Source organism: Kitasatospora sp. NPDC096204 (genome assembly GCF_044763205.1).
Classification (GTDB): domain Bacteria; phylum Actinomycetota; class Actinomycetes; order Streptomycetales; family Streptomycetaceae; genus Kitasatospora.
The window spans coordinates 217726-234221 of the sequence record NZ_JBIWFT010000002.1 but is presented as its reverse complement, the minus strand read 5'-3'; the positions used below and the strand labels follow the sequence as shown (position 1 = coordinate 234221).

16 protein-coding genes and 1 pseudogene are annotated in these 16496 nt (G+C 72.9%); 11 read left to right on the top strand and 6 right to left on the bottom strand.

Annotation, left to right across the window (positions count from 1 at the left end; genetic code table 11):
• Positions 1-6: 6 nt before the first annotated feature.
• Positions 7-939: a hypothetical protein gene (locus ACIQ87_RS02780; RefSeq protein ID WP_402400519.1), complete on the bottom strand. Its 933-nt coding sequence runs from the start codon at positions 937-939 to the stop codon at positions 7-9.
• The gene (locus ACIQ87_RS02775; RefSeq protein WP_402400516.1) at positions 936-1469 is read right to left on the bottom strand and encodes a SigE family RNA polymerase sigma factor; all 534 of its coding nucleotides are present in this window, start codon (positions 1467-1469) and stop codon (positions 936-938) included. The genes ACIQ87_RS02780 and ACIQ87_RS02775 overlap by 4 nt, the downstream gene beginning before the upstream one ends.
• Positions 1470-1591: 122 nt before the next feature.
• Between ACIQ87_RS02775 and ACIQ87_RS02770 the strand changes: the two genes are divergently transcribed.
• From ACIQ87_RS02770 to ureC, 7 genes are all read left to right on the top strand, one after another.
• Positions 1592-2350, top strand: coding sequence for an alpha/beta fold hydrolase (locus tag ACIQ87_RS02770; protein WP_402400916.1), 759 nt, complete (start codon positions 1592-1594; stop codon positions 2348-2350).
• Between the two features lie 179 nt (positions 2351-2529).
• Positions 2530-3327, top strand: coding sequence for an alpha/beta hydrolase (locus tag ACIQ87_RS02765; protein WP_402400514.1), 798 nt, complete (start codon positions 2530-2532; stop codon positions 3325-3327).
• A 293-nt stretch (positions 3328-3620) separates the two neighbouring features.
• Positions 3621-4508, top strand: coding sequence for an urea transporter (locus ACIQ87_RS02760; protein ID WP_402400511.1), 888 nt, complete (start codon positions 3621-3623; stop codon positions 4506-4508).
• 157 nt (positions 4509-4665) lie between these two features.
• Positions 4666-4971: an urease subunit gamma gene (locus ACIQ87_RS02755; RefSeq protein ID WP_350739600.1), complete on the top strand. Its 306-nt coding sequence runs from the start codon at positions 4666-4668 to the stop codon at positions 4969-4971.
• 3 nt (positions 4972-4974) lie between these two features.
• A complete protein-coding gene (locus ACIQ87_RS02750) occupies positions 4975-5862 on the top strand; it encodes a sirohydrochlorin chelatase (protein ID WP_402400508.1) in 888 nt (295 codons plus the stop codon).
• Between the two features lie 23 nt (positions 5863-5885).
• Positions 5886-6332, top strand: coding sequence for an urease subunit beta (locus tag ACIQ87_RS02745; RefSeq protein WP_402400505.1), 447 nt, complete (start codon positions 5886-5888; stop codon positions 6330-6332).
• Positions 6332-8056: an urease subunit alpha gene (gene ureC / locus ACIQ87_RS02740; protein ID WP_402400502.1), complete on the top strand. Its 1725-nt coding sequence runs from the start codon at positions 6332-6334 to the stop codon at positions 8054-8056. Before ACIQ87_RS02745 ends, ureC begins: the two co-directional genes overlap by 1 nt.
• On the opposite strand, the pseudogene ACIQ87_RS02735 reads toward ureC, so the two are convergent.
• Positions 8031-8238 (bottom strand): annotated as a pseudogene (locus tag ACIQ87_RS02735) (RNA-guided endonuclease TnpB family protein); the annotation flags it as partial. The gene ureC and the pseudogene ACIQ87_RS02735 sit on opposite strands and share 26 nt — an antisense overlap.
• A gap of 186 nt (positions 8239-8424) precedes the next feature.
• Here ACIQ87_RS02735 and ACIQ87_RS02730 point away from each other — a divergent pair.
• From ACIQ87_RS02730 to ACIQ87_RS02715, 4 genes are all read left to right on the top strand, one after another.
• Positions 8425-9129 carry an urease accessory protein UreF gene (locus ACIQ87_RS02730; RefSeq protein WP_402400499.1) on the top strand — a complete coding sequence of 235 codons (705 nt, stop codon included), beginning with the start codon at positions 8425-8427 and terminating at the stop codon, positions 9127-9129.
• Between the two features lie 45 nt (positions 9130-9174).
• Positions 9175-9795, top strand: coding sequence for an urease accessory protein UreG (gene ureG / locus ACIQ87_RS02725; RefSeq protein ID WP_402400497.1), 621 nt, complete (start codon positions 9175-9177; stop codon positions 9793-9795).
• A gap of 80 nt (positions 9796-9875) precedes the next feature.
• Positions 9876-10829 (top strand): urease accessory protein UreD, encoded by a 954-nt coding sequence (locus ACIQ87_RS02720; protein ID WP_402400494.1) that lies wholly within the window; start codon positions 9876-9878, stop codon positions 10827-10829.
• Between the two features lie 212 nt (positions 10830-11041).
• Entirely contained in the window at positions 11042-11263 is a 222-nt protein-coding gene (locus ACIQ87_RS02715) for a PQQ-binding-like beta-propeller repeat protein (protein ID WP_402400492.1), read from the top strand.
• Positions 11264-11269: 6 nt separating this feature from the next.
• Here ACIQ87_RS02715 and ACIQ87_RS02710 read toward each other — a convergent pair whose 3' ends face one another.
• From ACIQ87_RS02710 to ACIQ87_RS02700, 3 genes are read right to left on the bottom strand one after another with little or no spacing between them, the layout of a single operon-like run.
• Entirely contained in the window at positions 11270-14389 is a 3120-nt protein-coding gene (locus ACIQ87_RS02710; RefSeq protein ID WP_402400489.1) for a HEAT repeat domain-containing protein, read from the bottom strand.
• Positions 14390-14394: 5 nt separating this feature from the next.
• Positions 14395-14829, bottom strand: coding sequence for a protein-tyrosine phosphatase family protein (locus ACIQ87_RS02705; protein ID WP_402400487.1), 435 nt, complete (start codon positions 14827-14829; stop codon positions 14395-14397).
• 43 nt (positions 14830-14872) lie between these two features.
• Entirely contained in the window at positions 14873-16378 is a 1506-nt protein-coding gene (locus tag ACIQ87_RS02700; protein ID WP_402400485.1) for a LuxR C-terminal-related transcriptional regulator, read from the bottom strand.
• Between the last annotated feature and the right edge of the window lie 118 nt (positions 16379-16496).

Here is a 16496-nt window from a genome sequence, read left to right as displayed (position 1 = left end):
CCGACCTCAGAAGCCGGGCTCGGTCAGGAACTTGGCGCCGGCGTCCGGAAGCGCACGGCCGTCCCTGTCGAAGAACTGCCAGGAGGCCGCCCGCTTCGCCCCCGGGCGGGCCACCACCGCCGTGCGGACGGGGGAGTCGGCCACGGTGACGAGCGGCGGCTCGGTGGAGGTGCCGTCGGTCCAGGTCACCACCACCCGGCCGACGTCCGGGCCGAGCCAGAGCAGCACCACGTCGAGCGGGGCCACGGTGTCCCCTTTGCCCCGGTGGCCGAACAGACCGCCGCCGAAGGTGGTCCGGCTGCGCGGGTCGACCTTGCCCGGGGCCGGCTGGGAGCCCTCGGAGTCATGGCTCAGCCGCACCCCGTCCACCGTGAAGTAGACGTTGACGACATCGGAGTCGGGCTGCCAGTACCGCTGGACGTACTCCTCCGTCGGCTCGGCCACGGCGGGGTCGTAGCGGCTGCGCTCCTTCCACACCGCCGTCGCCTGCTCGAACGCCCGCTCCCGCGGGGCCTCCGGCCACAGCGCCGCCCACAGCTGCCACTGCTTGCCGTCCGGGGCCGCGCCCTGGCTCAGCAGCACCCGGACCGGGGTGAGCGGGTCACGCACCGCAGCAGTCGTCGAGGGCGCGGCGGTCGCCGGTTCGAGCACGGTGCCGACGCCCGCCGGGCCGACCCCGTGGGCGGGCGCCGGGCCAGGGCGCAGCTGCGCCAGCGCCCCGCCGGTCAGCGCCACCACCGAGGCCAGCGCCACCGCGCCGACCACCGTACGGCGGCGGTGCCGCAGTCGGCGGCCGCCCGCCACGATGTCCGCCACCGGCGCCGGACCGATCCGCGCGCCCGCCGCCGCCTCGGCCAGGCCGAGGCCGACCCACACGTCCCTGCCGTCGTCCACGCACGCGCCCGTCCCGCCCGGCTCCTGGTCCGTTCCGCGCCTCATGCCGTTCCTCCGATGTGCGTCGTGTCCTTGAGTTCCACCAGTGCCGTGACCTGCCGCAGCCGCGCGATGCCCTTCGCCGCGTGGCTGCGCACCGCGCCCACCGAGCAGCCCATCGCCGCCGCCGTCTGGCTGTCGCTCAGGTCCTCCCAGTGCCGCAGCACCACCGCCTCGCGCTGACGCGGCGGCAGGGTGGCCAGCGCGGCCAGCAGGGCCCCGCGCTGGTCGGATCGGGCGAAGCCGTCCTCGGTCCCCGCCGTGTCCGGCACCGCGTCCACCAGCAGCTCCGGCGCCCGACGGCGCCAGCGGCGGGCGTGCTGGTTGACCAGGATCCGCCGCACGTAGGCGTACGGATCGTCGGCCCGGCGCACCCTCGACCAGGCCGCGCAGGCCTTCTCGGCGGCGGACTGCACCAGGTCCTCGGCCGCGTACTGCTCGCCGGCCAGCAGGTACGCCGTCCGCACCAGGCGGGGCCAGGCCGCGACGATGAACGCCTGGAACCCGTCGTCCCGCTCGCTCTTCGCATCTCCCATGAGCACCTTCGAGCACCTCCTTCACCCGTCCAGAGCCCGGGGACCGCCGGAAGCGCTTACCGCCGGCCGGGGCGGTTTCAAATCGATTGGGGAACGGGCAGGTGGGCACTAGCATCCGCCGGGTGATCATTTCTCATGATGTTGCAGGCAGTGGGCCCGCCGTGGTGCTGCTGCACTCCTCGGTGTGCGACCGGCGGATGTGGGACGCGCAGTGGCAGCCGCTGATCGACGCCGGGTACCGGGTGGTCCGCTGCGACTTCCGCGGCTTCGGCGACACGCCGCTCGCGGAGAGCCCCTACAGCGACACCGGGGACGTCCTGGCCCTGCTCGACCACCTGGGCATCGAGACCGCCACCCTGGTCGGCGCCTCCCACGGCGGCCGGATCGCTCTGACGGCGGCCGCGCTGCGCCCCGAGGCGGTCACCAGGCTGGCCCTGCTCGGCGCGGGCATGCCCGGACACCAGCCCAGCGACACCCTGCGTGCCTTCGGCGGCCGTGAGGACGAACTGATCGAGGCCGGGGACCTCGACGCGGCCGTCGAGCTGAACGTCGACGCCTGGCTCGGCCCGGAGGCCGACGAGCAGGCCCGGGCGCAGGTCCGGCTGATGCAGCGCCACGCCTTCGACGTCCAGCTGGAGGCGACGATCGGCCCCGACCGCGAGGACGTCGACCTCGGCCGGATCACCGCCCGCACCCTGGCCGTGGCCGGTGCCCACGACTTCCAGGACTTCCGCGACATCGCCGCCGCCCTCCCCGCCCTCCTCCCCGACGCCCGCCACCGGGAACTCCCCTGGGCCGGCCACCTCCCCAGCCTGGAACGCCCCGCCGAGATCACCGAACTCCTCCTGGCCTTCCTCGGCGAGCCCGCCCCGGCCGCGTAGCCGCACCGGTGGACCCGCCGGGGGGTGGGAAGTCGTCCCGGCCGACCTCCCGCTCCCGGGCGTTCCGTCAGCGGCGGAGGTGGCGGCGGCTTCGGCTGCGGAGGCTCCGGTGGCAGCGGCTCCGGTGGCCGCGGCGAAAAGCCGGGACTCGAACGTGTGTCGGGAGCCATGATGGCCGGGTGCACTTCACCTCGGAATCCAGCGCGGACGGCGTGACGCAGCGCCACTTCACCCTCGACGGCGTGCCCGGAGTGCTGTGGCAGCCGGACGGGCCGCCCCTCGGTGGGCGGCCGCTGGTGCTGCTGGGGCACGGCGGCGGCGGGCACAAGCTGGGGCCGGGGCTGGTGGACCGGGCGCACCGGTGCGTACGGCGGCACGGGTTCGCGGCGGTGGCGCTGGACGCGCCGGGGCACGGGGAGCGGGCACGCAGTGCGCAGGACGAGCGGTTCGCCACCGAGATCGGGGAGTTGATCGCGGCGGGCCGGCCGGTCAGTGCGTGGGTGGCGCGGCACACGGCGGCGCTCGCGGAGCGGGCGGTGGCGGAGTGGGTGGCGGTGCTGGACGCGCTGGACGCACTGGCCGCTCTGGCGGCGGAGGGCGGGCCGGCGGAGAGTCTCGGGCAGGCGGAGGGCCTCGGGCCGGTCGGGTACTGGGGGTTGTCGTTGGGGAGCGTGATCGGCATCCCGTTGGCGGCGGCCGAGCCGCGCATCGCCGCCGCGGTGTTCGGACTGACGGGGCACTCCTCGCAGGCGGAGGCGGCGGGGAGGGTCGGTGTGCCGGTGGAGTTCCTGCTCCAGTGGGACGACCGGCTGGTCCCGCGCGAGGGGGCGCTCGCGCTGTTCGGCGCGCTGGGTTCCCGGGAGAAGACGCTGCACGCCAACCCCGGGGGCCACCTGGACATGCCGGAGCTCCAACTGGAGTCGTCCGAGCGGTTCCTGACCCGGCGTCTCGGTGCCGCGTTCGCCAACCGTCAGTAAAACTTCGCAAAGGATTTCTCCCTGCAACGAACCCGACGGGCATCGACTTCAACATATTGTTGCAGTTCAGCGGCCCGGCGGTCACCCTTCGTGGATTTGGCATAACACTCCGCGCCCCCTGGACTTCGCAATCCGTAGGAGTACGGTTCCGGAGGAATCGCCGGGGCCGACTCTCAGGCAGGCCGGCCGTACCGGAAATGGTGCGCAGCATGGATTGGCAAAAGGCTGGGGAGAGCGCCCCGGTGACGGCTCGTCCGATATCCGGCAGAGTGCTCGCGGAGATCCTGCGCGGCGTGGCGCAGGTCGATTTCATGCCGTCCGTCGTGTGCGGACTCCTCTTCGTGGCCGCACTGCTCGCCGCCGGCTGGCAGTTCGGCCTCTACGGGCTGCTCGGCAGCGCCGTCTCCACCGCCGTCGCGTACGGGTTGGGGCTCGACCGGGAGGCCGTCGAGGCCGGGCTGCACGGGTACAACGGGTGTCTGGTGGCGCTGGGTTGCGCCGTCTTCCTGGGGGCCGGGCACCCGGCGACGGTCGCGGTGGCGGTCCTCGGGGCCGCGGTCGCCGTGGTCGTCACGGCGGGGCTCGGGACGCTGCTCGCCACCTGGCGGCTGCCCGCGCTGACCGCGCCGTTCTGCCTGGTCGCGACGGCCGTCACGGCGGCTGCCCCCGGCTTCCGCCGGCTGTGGCACGGCGCCGGCGCACCTGCCGCCCTGCCCGTCCCGGCCGGCGGGCCGACCGGGCTGACCTGGGACCAGCTCTGGCGCGGGTTCTTCGCGAACATCGGTCAGGTCTTCTTCATGCCCCAGTGGTACGTCGGCCTGCTGTTCCTGGCCGGGCTGTTCGCGGCGAGCCGCATCGCGGGCCTGATGGCCTGCGCGGGAAGCGCCACCGGGCTGCTCACGGCCTGGGCGTTCGGCGCCCCCGGCGAGGCGGTCGGCCAGGGCCTGCTCGGGTACAGCGGTGTGCTGGTCGCCCTCGCGCTGTGCGGGGTGTTCCTGGTGCCCGACGGCTGGAGCGCGGCCTACGCCCTGGTCGGCGCGGCCGGCGCGACCGTACTGACCCCGGCGCTCGGCGCGGCCTCCGCATCCTTCGGCGGCCACGCCTTCACCTGGCCGTTCGTGCTGACCACGATGCTGTTCCTGGCGGCGGTGCCGGCCGTCCCGCGCCTGCGCCGGACCTGAATTCCGCATCCGGTTTCCCCGGAGTTCCCGTACTTCGGCCGACTGCCGGCAATGAAGGCAATGAAGGCAATGAAGGCAGTCCAAGCGGTCCAAGCGGCCCGATCAGTTCCCGCTTTGTTGCATTCCATCGGATTCCCGGAAAGGAAGAGTGGTCCCCGTGAATCTCTCACCGCGTGAGATGGACAAGCTGTACATCTACGTCGTCGCCGATCTGGCCCGCAAACGCCGCGACCGTGGCGTCAAACTGAACTACAGCGAGGCCTGCGCGCTCATCAGCGAGGCCATCATGGAGGGCGCCCGGGACGGCCGCACCGTCGCCGAGTGCATGGAGATCGGCAAGCAGGTCGTCGGCAGCGCGGACGTCATGCCGGGCGTGCGCGAGATGCTTCCGCTGCTCCAGGTCGAGGCGGCGTTCCTGGACGGGACCAAACTGGTCTCCTGCCACGACCCGGTGGGTGCCTGAGCGATGACCCGGTCCCAGGCCGCCACCGTGGTACTGGCCGGCGGGCACGAGAGCGACGGCGGACGGGACCTCGCGACGCTGGTCGCGACCGGACCCGCCCGACCCGCCGGACCCGCCGTACACGCCGGACCCGCCGTACACGCCGCCGCCCCCGCCGGCCGCCCGCTCACCCAGGCTGTACGGTCGGCGCTTGCCGCGGCGGGCGACGGAGCGGTGTGCGTCGTGCCGATGACGCTCGGCCGCGACCCCGGGCTGGTCGCCGACACCGCTCGGGCGCTGCGCTGGCTCGCCGCCGGAGAGGGCCGCGGACGACTCGCCCTGACCGCGCCCTTCGGCGCCGCCGACCACCTGATCGGCTGGCTGCGTGCCGCCGCCGGTGCCGCCCCCGACGGCGCGGTGCTGGTCACCGCCCCGGCGGCCGGCCCGTTCGAGGACGCCGAGCTGTTCCGGATCGCCCGCCTCGCCCGCCAGTACGGCCGGCACCGCTGGGTCGAGGTCGCCTTCGACGGCGGCGACCCGGACCCGGCCGAGGGCGCCGAACGCTGCCGACTGCTCGGCGCCCGCGAGGTGACGGCCGTTCCGGCCTCGTTCGGACCGGCCCTGCGCACCGCCCTGCCCGGCGTACGGGACGGCGGCCCGCTGCTGCGGCCGTCCGCCGTCGCCGGGGTGGTCGCGGCCAGGGCGGCGGCGGCGCTGCACCTGCTCGGGCACGGGGAGGACGGCATCCTGGCCGGCCTCGACGCCGAGCACGGGCACGGCTACGCGCACAGCCACGGGCCGGGCTCCGGGCACGGCCACGGGCCGGGCGGGCAGCACCACCGGCACCACGGGCACCACCACGGCCACGGCCACGGCCACGACACCCACGAACCCGCACACGTCCCGCACTGACCCGGCAGAGAGGAAGGCCAGCCATGTCCGGCAGCGCCGCATACCTGTACGGCGACGACCCGGTGGAGATCAACGCCGGCCGCGCCAAGGCCACCGTCACGGTCAGCAACACCGGCGACCGGGCGATCCAGGTCGGATCCCACTACCACTTCTTCGAGGCCAACCCCGCCCTCGACTTCGACCGCAACGCCGCCTTCGGCAAGCACCTGGACATCCCGGCCGGCACCGCCGTCCGGTTCGAGCCCGGCGACACCAGGGACGTCACCCTCGCCGAGTTCGGCGGCCACCGCCGCCTGGTCGGCTTCGCCAACCTCGTGGACGGCGGCATCACCGCCCCCGGCACCCGGGCCCGCGCCGTTGACCGGGCCATCGCCCGCGGCTTCAAGGGCACCAACCTCGACCACAAGGAAGACCGGCCGCGGGACCTCCCCACGGAGACCCGCCCGGCCGGCCAGGAAGGCGACCACTGATGGCCATCCTCTCCCGCAAGCAGTACACCGACCTCTTCGGCCCCACCGTCGGCGACCGCTTCCACCTCGCCGACACCAACCTCGTGGTCGAGGTCGAGCGGGACTTCAACCAGGGCCACTACGGCGACGAGGCCGTCTACGGCGGCGGCAAGGCCATCCGCGACGGAATGGCCCAGGACCCGGCCGCGACCTCCGTACAGGGCGCGCTCGACCTGGTGATCACCAACGTGGTGGTCATGGACCCGGTGCTCGGCGTCGTCAAGGGCGACATCGGCGTCAAGGACGGCCTCATCGTCGCCGTCGGCAAGGCCGGCAACCCGCACACCCAGAGCGGAGTGCACCCCCGGCTGGTGATCGGCCCCGGCACCGAGGTGATCTCCGGCGAGCACCTGATCGCCACCGCCGGCGGCATCGACACCCACATCCACTTCATCGCCCCGCAGCAGGTGCAGGAGGCGCTGAGCAACGGCATCACCACCCTGATCGGCGGCGGCACAGGACCGTCCGACGGCACCAACGGCACCACCTGCACCCCCGGCCCGTGGAACATCCACCGGATGTACCAGGCCGTCGAGGACCTGCCGGTCAACGTCGGCCTGCTGGGCAAGGGCAACGGCTCGCTGCCCGGTGCGCTGCGCGAACAGGTCGAGGCGGGCGTGTGCGGCCTCAAGGTGCACGAGGACTGGGGCAGCACCCCGGCCGCGATCGACAGCGCGCTGAGCGTCGCCGACGAGTACGACGTGCAGGTGGCCATCCACACCGACACCCTCAACGAGTCCGGCTACTTCGAGGACACCCTGTCCGCGATCGACGGCCGCACCATCCACACCTTCCACACCGAGGGCGCGGGCGGCGGCCACGCCCCCGACATCATGCGGATCGCCGGCGAGCCCAACGTGCTGCCGTCCTCCACCAACCCCACGCTGCCCTACACCGTCAACTCGGTCGACGAGCTGCTGGACATGGTGATGGTCTGCCACCACCTCAGCCACAGCATCCCCGAGGACGTCTCCTTCGCCGACTCCCGGGTCCGCGCCGAGACCATCGCCGCCGAGACCGTGCTGCACGACGAGGGCGTCATCTCGATCTTCTCCTCCGACTCGCAGGCGATGGGCCGGATCGGCGAGTCCTTCACCCGCGCCTTCCAGACCGCCCACCACTGCAAGGACCAGCGCGGCAAGCTCGCCGGCGACAGCGAGCGCAACGACAACTTCCGCGTCCTGCGCTACCTCGCCAAGCTCACCATCAACCCGGCCGTCGCCTCCGGCACCGCCGACCACATCGGCTCGCTGGAGCCCGGCAAGCTCGCCGACATCGTGCTCTGGCCGATCAACTCCTTCGCCGCGAAGCCGAAGATGGTCATCAAGGGCGGCGTGATCAACTGGGCGCTGATGGGCGACCCGAACGCCTCGCTGCCCACCCCGCAACCGGTCTACTACCGCCCGATGTTCGGCCAGTACGGGCGGGCCAGGCAGGCCACCCGGGTGTCCTTCATGTCGCAGGCCGCCGTCGACCTCGGGGTTCCGGCCCGACTCGGCCTGGAGAGCCGGGTGCTGCCGGTGCGGCGGTGCCGCTCGGTCGGCAAGCAGCACATGGTGCGCAACGACGCCCTGCCGAAGATCGCGGTCGACCCGGAGACGTACAAGGTCACCCTGGACGGCGAGCCGGCCACCATCGAACCGGCCCGCGAGCTGCCGCTCAACCACCTGTTCTACCTCGCTTGACATCCTCCCCTGCCTGGCGGGAGGGGATTCCTGGCTCACGCCGCCTGATCGCCCTGCGGACGTTCAGGTCTTCCACGATCAACACCAGCCGGGTTGAGACCGGCCCGGACGAGCATCACACGGGCGGAGTTCTTGTCGCGAGGCGATACGGCTCCGCACGCGGTGCACGAACAGATCCTCTCAGCCACTGCCGTCATGTTCCGCAACCTGACAGCACCCACTGACAATGAAAGAGAGTGCAAGTCAGAACAGATGTGCAGAGAACTCCGCCGCAGCGCGGCTCCATGCCAAGGACCCTTCCCCACCCGCCGGGCGGGGGGACCCCCATCTCCCCCGGCTGAGGCCGGGGGTCTCCTGGGAGAGATCTGGTGAGCGCCGCTCAGGCCGGTTCGCTGGACACGCTGCTGGTCTGCCTCCAGCTGACCGACTCGGCCTTCCCCAGCGGCTTCTACACCCTCTCGCACGGCCTGGAGGGCTACGCCCAGGCCAAGGCCGTCACCCCGGACACCCTGCCCGAGCTGCTCGCCGACCTGCTGCGGCACGGCGTCGGACCGTCCGACGCCACGGCCCTGGTCCTGGCCCACCGGGCCGCCACGGCGGGTGACTGGGAGCTGCTCGCCGAGACCGACCAGCGGCTTCACGCCACCAGGCTCAACCGCGAGCTGCGCCTGGCCGCCACCCGGACCGGACGCCAACTCCTGGACATCGCCCGGGAGTCGGTGGGCGGCGAGCCGCTGGAGCGGTACGCCGGACTGGTCGCGGAGAAGCGCGCCCCCGGCTGTCAGGCGGTGGCCGCCGGGGTGGCGTACGCCTCGGCCGGGGTTCCGGTCCACCAGGCCGTCACCAGCGACCTGTTCGCGTTCTGCACCAGCTTCGTCGGCGCGGCGCTGCGGCTCCGGCTGACCGACCACCGCAAGGCGCAGGTGGTGCTGCGGGCGACCTCCCCGGTGATCCGGGAGGTCGTGTCCGCCGCCCTGGAACGGGACCTGGCGGACCTCGGCGGCTGCGTGCCGGTCGCCGACGCCATGTCCGGGCGGCACGAGCGGGCGGAGGCCCGGCTGTTCATGAGTTGACCCCTGCACCCGAACACAGCACAACGAACCATCAGAGGAGGAGAGTTGACCGAGAACGTGCTCCGCGTGGGCATCGGCGGACCGGTGGGTTCCGGCAAGACGGCGCTGATCGAGGCGCTCGTCCCGGTGCTGATCGCCCGAGGCCACCGCCCGGCGGTCATCACCAACGACATCTACACCCAGGAGGACGCCCAGCACGTGCGGCGCACCCTGGCCGGGGTGCTGGACCCCGAGCGGGTGGTCGGCGTGGAGACCGGCGCCTGCCCGCACACCGCCGTCCGGGACGACCCGACGATGAACCTCGCGGCCGGCGCCGAGATGCTGGAGCGCTTCCCGGACGTCGACACCCTGCTCTTCGAGTCCGGCGGCGACAACCTCACGCTGACCTTCAGCCCGGTGCTGGTGGACCTCTTCCTCTTCGTCCTCGACACCGCCGAGGGCGAGAAGATGCCCCGCAAGCGCGGCCCGGGCATCACCGAGTCGGACCTGCTGGTCATCAACAAGATCGACATCGCCCAGTACGTCCGCGCCGACCTCGGGGTGATGGAGTCCGACGCCCACCGGGTGCGCGAGGGCGGCCCGGTCGTGCTCACCAACTGCCTGACGGGGGAGGGGCTGGAGGAGATCGCGGCCTTCCTGGAGACCTTCCGGGCGGTTCCGGCGTGACGGGTTCCCCGACTGTGGCAGCTGCCCCGGCTGCCCCGGCTGTGGTGGCTCCTCCGGATCCTCAGGCTTCCCCGGCCGCGGTGGCTTCGGCGGTTCCCCGGCTCGACCCCCGGCACTACGAGCCGGCCCGCGTCCCGTACGCGGTCCGGCGCTTCGCCGGGACGCCCGACACCCTCGCGGTCGGGCGTCCCGGCAAGGTCGGGCTGCTGGAACTGGCCTTCGAGAAAGTCGGCGGGCGCACCGAACTCACCGGCCACTACCAGAAGTCACCGCTGCAGATCATGCGCCCGCTGTACTTCGACCCGGCCCGCCCCGACCTCGCCGTCACCTTCCTGATGTCCACCGGCGGCGGCATCCTCCAAGCCGACCGGCTCCGCACCGACCTGCACTGCGGCGCCGACACGGCCGTCCACCTGACCACCCAGGCGGCCACCAAGGTCTACCGGATGGAACACGACTACGCGACGCAGCTGGTCAACCTGACGGCCGGCCCGCGCGCCTACGTCGAGTACCTGCCCGAGCCGGTGATCCCCTTCGTCGACTCGCGCCTCTACCAGCGGACCGTCCTCACCGTCGACCCGGGCGCGACGGTGCTCGCCGGCGAGACCGTCCTGGCCGGCCGACTCGCCCGGGGCGAACGCAGCGCCTACCGGGTGCTCGCATCCGACCTCGAAGTCCGGCGCCCGGACGGCGAGTTGGTGGTACTGGACACCGTCCGGCTGGAACCCTCGGCGGGCGGGGGCAGCGGAGTCTCCGGCCCGGCGGTACTGGCCGGGCACGACGTGATGTCCAGCCTGTACGTCCTCAGCCCGCTCGCCCCGGCGGGCCGGATCGCGGACGTCCTGCACGAGGCGGTGGCCGGCCGGGACCGTTCGCTGCTGTACGGGGTGAGCGTGCTGCCGCAGGACAGCGGCGCCTGGCTGCGGCTGCTCGGCTCCGACACCCGGGCCTGCGCGGCCGCCCTGCGCGCGGCCTGGGACGCGGTGCGGCGACTGCTCATCGGGGCGCCGGCGCCGGAGTTGCGGAAGACGTAGCGTCGGCGGCCGGGGTTGCTCGTGATCTTCTTCCGGATCCGGTACAACCCCGGGGCGGGGAGCGAAGTCCTGTCCGGCGTGAACGAGGATGCGAGACGGGATGCCGCGCCGGACGGGGGGCGCGCGAGGTTGTGCCGGATGACCTGCCGGAGGCCGCACCGGCTGACGTGACGGCCGACGTGCCCGTCGGGAGCCGCCCCGGGCCGACAGCCATGACCGCTGCCGACGGCGGTGCCGTGTACGCCGACGCGGGCGACGACCAGCTGTATGCGTTCGACCTCGCGACGGGTGAACTGCGCTGGCAGGACCAGTCGGAGCCGCCCGGCGGCGACACCGCGGGAGGAAACCCGATCCGACTGGCCGCCGCCGACGGGACGGTCTACCGCTCCAGCCGCGCGGGCATCGTCGCGCTTGGCACCCTGGCTTCGGCCTGAGTGGGCTCAGGCGTTGGCGGTGAGGTGTGCCACGGCCCCGAGGCCGTCCTCGGCGGCCTGGCGGACCTCGGGATCGGCGAGAGCCCTTTGGAGGATCGCCGTGGTCTCCGGATGGCCGGGCCACTGCCAGGCCAGCATGGTCAGCGCCCGGCTGCGCACCTCCGGGCTGGGATCGTCGGTGGCGCGGGCGCGGACGGTGGTCTCGGCCCGATCGACGGCGACCAACGCATACTGGCTGAGCGCCGTGCCCCGGGCCGTGGGGTTCGGGTTCTCCGTGACGTGGTGGAGGAGGAGCCGGGGAGTGGCGGGATGCGAGGGCAGGTGTCTGGCCAGCAGCGCCAGGGCCAATTCCCTGAAGCCGATCGACTCGGGATCGGTGGCCAACCGAGTGAGCAGTGCGAGGGTCTCGGGCGCGTCCGGGGCCACGGCGGCGATCGCTTCGAAGAGGGAGACGCGGACGGCGTCGTCAGCCTCGTGATCGACGCGGTGCCACAGCAGGGGCAGGACCCCAGGATGTCCGGACCAACGGCCGCCGAGCTCGTTGACCGCTATGCGGCGGATCGCCGGGGAGGTGTCGTTGGCCGTACGGTCGAGAAGCAGTGTGAGAACCCTGTCGATTGCAGGCCAAGTCTGCACGAGGTCCATGAGCGCCACGCGTCGGATGACTTCGATGCCGTCGACCGCGAACTCCAGCAGTCTTTCGGGACCGTCGAAGCGGCTCGGCCAGAAGTCGTCCGGGTCGTCGATGCTGTGACCAGGCCCCGGTGGGAGGTCCCGGGCGAGCGAGTGAACAGCCGGATGATCTGGCCAATACGCACTAAGCAGAAGTTTCAACGCCTCCCGGGCCTCGCGGGAGTCGTCAGTGGTGGCTCGGTCCAGGAGTAGCGGCAGGACGTCGGGATGTGAAGCCCAGCTGCGGGCAAGGGTCGCCAGAGCAGCGACCCGCGCGTCGGCGTCGGGTTCTTCGGCGGCCTGCCGCAGGGCAATGGAGAGCGCTTCGTGGTTCTCGGGCCACCTCCTTCCCAGTTCGGCCACGGCCTTGGAGCGGACCGCCCACTGTGGCGCACGGGTCGCGAGTTCCACCAGAGTGGGGGCGAGATCGAGGTCGGCATTCCAACGGTGTGCCAGGGCGGTGACGGCGGTGACGCGGATCGCCGGAGGGCCGAAGGTCACGAGGGCGAGGGAGGCGTCGAGCGAGGGGTGGAGAGCCATGGCCACTGCGGTCCTCGCGCTCGCCGAGGTGAACTGCCCCTGGAGGTGGAACCAGCGGAGGAAGTGTTCACGCCCGGTCCAGGCCGGCGTCGCATTCAGTGAGGTCAACGCGGTGGCCAGCTGACTTCCGCGTCGCAGGTCCCGGTCGGACTCCAGCGCGTCGATGACGGCGTCGACAGCCCGGTTGCTCTGCACGTTCAGCAGGCCGATTTTTCGGACTTCCGCCAGTGACCTGAGTGCAAGGACCAGGGAATCCTCGTCCCGACGGTCCAGCAGGTGGTCGACGACCCTTCCCGCATCCGCTTCGCTCAGCTGGTTGACCACCAGCAGCAGCACCTCGTGCCACGCCGGGTCGTCCGCCCTCCGGGCGAAGATCTCCTCGATCATCTCCTCCGGTGTCCACTCTCTCCCGACCGTGTAGCGCTGGACGATGTCCGCCGCCGCGAGGTACTCAAGGAAGGCCCGGTGGACGAACCCGTACACCTCGCTGCCGTACCGGGCAAGGATGAAGTTTCGCTCCCGCAGCTGGTCCCGCAGGGTTCGGGCGGCGGCGAGGCACTGGTGGGGGAGGTAGCCGAACTGGGCGAAAAAGTCGCGGAAGACCGCTTCCAGTTCCTCCGCGTGGATGTGGTTGCCCGCGATGCCGCCGGTGCCCTCCTGCATGCGGCGGGCGAGCAGGCGGAGCAGTTCCAGGCGTTCGCGGTCGTCGAGATGGTCGAGAACCTCGGAAGCGCCGGGCTTCAGGGGGGTGTTCAGGTGCTTGGTGTCGCGGTCCCAGTGGGCGACCAGCACCCTGACCGCGTGTTCGTAGACGCCCTGGCGGTCGCGGGGCAGCGCCTGACGGCGGCCGATGATGGCGAGGATGGTCAACAGCAGCGGGTTGCCCGCCAGTTCGCGGATGGGGCGGGATGCTCCGACGGCGCTGGTGATGCGTTCGACCAGCCGTCCGGCGAGCCCGGGATCCGCCGGACACGCGGTGGCGTACCACCGCCGGGCGAAGTCGGCGATCCGGTCCGGTTCGAGGTCCTGGAGCATGAAGTGGGTGAACCCGGCGCCGCCGAGCGGTCCGCGCTGGTAGCCGATGACGCGCGAGGTCACGACCACGCGCGCCCGCTCGTAGCGTGCCGCGAAGGCCGCGATGCGCTCCGCCGTGGCGGCGCGCACGCCCGGGTCGAAGAGTTCGTCCAGGCCGTCGAAGACGACCACCACTTCGCCCCGGGAGAGGAGTTGGCGCAGTTCGGGCCCCGGCAGCGACATCCCGGCCACGGCGTGACGGTGGTCGAGGAAGTCCTCGAACGTCCGCTCGCGCCACTGCCCCTCGGCGTACTGCCGCAGCTCGACCACCAGCGGCACCAGCCCGTCCAGCGCGGCGAGCGGACCGTCGGCGTCCTGCACCAGCGTCAGAGCCAAGTACCGGCCGAGGGTGGACTTTCCCGCCCCCGGGTCGCCGAGCAGGACCACCCGCTCGCCGCGCGGCCCGGCGAGGACGGAGAGCACGTCCTCCGTCGGCCGGTTCAGGTACTCGGTGCGCAAGCGCTCCAGGGCGGACTGTCCAAGATCTCCCGGCAGGGCCTCCTCCGCGAACTCGCCGCTCGCGAGCAGCCGTTGGACCAGCTCGCGCGGCAGCTCCACCGGCGGCGGGTCCTCCCGCACCTGCGGGGTGACGAACACCTCCCGCAGCTCGACCGCCGGGTGCTCGCCCTGTTCGGAGAGCGGGGTGAGCACCTCCAGATCGAGCCGCCCGTACGTCTCCCGCACCCGTCGGGCGTACGCGGCGCGGGCGGCGGCCATGGACTCGGCGGTGACTGTCGGCTCGACGGCCTTGGTCAGATTGATCGTTCCGGCCTGGTAGACGTTGCCGGTGATCGTGCCGGTGATCTCGTTGGCCACCGACATCTCTGGATCGTTCCCCACCTCGCCTAGGCTAGCCGCTCCACGAACGCGCGCTGCTCCGGCGTTTCGACGGCGTGCGGGTCGTAGTGCTCCCGCACGTACGGCACCGCTTCCACCGCCGGGACGCCGTCCAGGACGGCGATGCACGCGAGGCTGGTCCCGGTGCGGCCCCAGCCGCCGGCACAGGCGAGTTCGACGCGTTCGGTGGCGGAGCGCTCCCAGGCCTCGCGGAAGGCGTCGTGGGCGTCCGCGTGGTCGGCGGGGAGGCCGAAGTCGGGCCAGCGGACCCAGCGGCTCGGCCAGTCGACGTGGGGCGGCCGGTCGTCCAACAGGTAGAGGCCGAAGGTCGGTTGGGGTCCGGGAGGCATGGGTCGGCTGAGGCCGCGGCCGCGCAGGAGGCGGCCGGAGGGCAGGCGCAGGATGCCGGGGGTGCTGGGGTCCCAGCTGGTGGGGTCGGTCATGACGTCTCCTTCCAATCCTTCCAATCCTTCCAAGGGGAGGTGCTCAGGATGCCGCGTGCAGCCCGACGGGCCCGCGCGGCAGTCCGGCGCTGTGGGCCAGGGCGGCGGCCTCGCCGCGCGAGGAGACGTCGAGCTTGGCGAGGATGTTGGCGACGTGGAACTTCACCGTCGACTCGCTGATGTGCAGCGCCGCCGCGATGTCGCGGTTGCGGCGGCCCCGCGCGAGCTGGTCGAGGACTTCCAGTTCGCGCGGCTGGAGGCCGTCCAACGGGTCGGTGGCGAGGGCGGGTTCGGGTAGGGCGAGCGGGAGGTCGACGGTCACCGTGGTGCCCCAGCCGGGGACGGCCTCGACGCTGTGGCGTCCGCCGAGGGTGGCGATGCGGTCGGCGGTGCGGTGGACGGTGAGGGCGTCGGCGGTGAGGGCGCCGAGGCCGTCGCCGCGCACCACGGCGCGCAGCAGGCCGTCCGCCGTGAGCTGCCAGCTCACGTGCAGCCGGGTCGGCTTCTCCTGCTCCAGCATCAGCAGCACGGCCACCCGGACGGCGTCCCGGGCGGTGTGCGCGGCGTCGGCGGGGACGGACCGGCCGGCCTCGGCCGGCGGCGCGACGTCGAGCTGGACCGGGGTGTGCCGCAGCAGTGGGCGCAGCTCGCGCACCAGTCGGGCGAAGGCGGCGTCGGCGGGCTGCTCGCTGAGGGTGCGGTCCAGTTCGGCGCCCTGGCGCAGGTCGAGCAGGGCGGTGACGGCCAGCTCGGTGGCGGTGCGGCGGGCCGTGGCGTCGTCCAGGTCGGCCGAGCGCAGCGGCGCCAGGATCGCGGTGAGCGCGGCGCTGTGGGTGCCGGTGAACTCGGCGATGGCGCGGGCGCGGGCGTTGGCGGAGGCGCGGGAGGCGGTGGCCTGGGTGGGGGCGGCGTCGGTGGCCCGGTGGTCGGAGTGGGCGACCACCAGGTCCCACAGCTGCTGGAGGACGGCGAGCGCCCCGGCCGCGAGCGGTTCGGCGTCCTGTCGGACGAGGACCAGGACGGCGCCGCTGCCGGTGCCGGGCGTGGTCGCCGTGACCACGACCGGTCGGGACTGCCCGGCGAGTTCGGCCTCGCCCTGCCAGGGGCGGCCGGCCGTGGTCGTCCCGGCCGCGCGTTCGGCCAGCCGGGACAGGTCGAGTGAGCCGATGGCCCCGGTCAGCTCGGGCGGGCCGTAGTTGTGCGTGGGGCTGAACGTGCAGACGCCGCTGAGCTGGGCGAGCGCCGTGTGCGGGACGAGGGTGTCCAGCACGGCCGACAGCTGCCGCAGGAGGTCCGGCCGGGGTGTGCGCAGCACTTCGAGGGCGCGGGCCAGCGCGTCCTCGGGGCGGCCCCAGTGCTGCTGCCAGGCCTCGCCCTTGCCGTCGGCCCGGGTCTTGCCGGCACTCCGGCCTTCGCCGTGGAGTTGGCCCTTGCCGTCGATGCCGTCGATGCCGTCGGTGCCGTCGGTGCCGTCGGTGCCGTCGGTGCCGTCGGTGCCGTCGATGCCGTCGATGCCGTCGGTGCCGTGGGAACCACTCATGCCGTCCATGCGCTCCAGCCTAGTTCGGGGCGCCGACGGTCCCGCCTGGCCGTTCGGACAGGTCGAACCGTCCGAAGGACCGGCCGGACGCCCGCCGCTCCGGTCACAGGATGGAAGGCGTCGGAAG

Coding starts and splice junctions, on each gene's coding strand:
- ACIQ87_RS02780 (WP_402400519.1), bottom strand. CDS start 939: ATGAGGCGCGGAACGGACCAGGAGCCGGGCGGGACGGGCGCGTGCGTG.
- ACIQ87_RS02775 (WP_402400516.1), bottom strand. CDS start 1,469: ATGGGAGATGCGAAGAGCGAGCGGGACGACGGGTTCCAGGCGTTCATC.
- ACIQ87_RS02750 (WP_402400508.1), top strand. CDS start 4,975: ATGACCCGGTCCCAGGCCGCCACCGTGGTACTGGCCGGCGGGCACGAG.
- ACIQ87_RS02745 (WP_402400505.1), top strand. CDS start 5,886: ATGTCCGGCAGCGCCGCATACCTGTACGGCGACGACCCGGTGGAGATC.
- ureC (WP_402400502.1), top strand. CDS start 6,332: ATGGCCATCCTCTCCCGCAAGCAGTACACCGACCTCTTCGGCCCCACC.
- ACIQ87_RS02715 (WP_402400492.1), top strand. CDS start 11,042: ATGACCGCTGCCGACGGCGGTGCCGTGTACGCCGACGCGGGCGACGAC.
- ACIQ87_RS02705 (WP_402400487.1), bottom strand. CDS start 14,829: ATGACCGACCCCACCAGCTGGGACCCCAGCACCCCCGGCATCCTGCGC.
- ACIQ87_RS02700 (WP_402400485.1), bottom strand. CDS start 16,378: ATGGACGGCATGAGTGGTTCCCACGGCACCGACGGCATCGACGGCATC.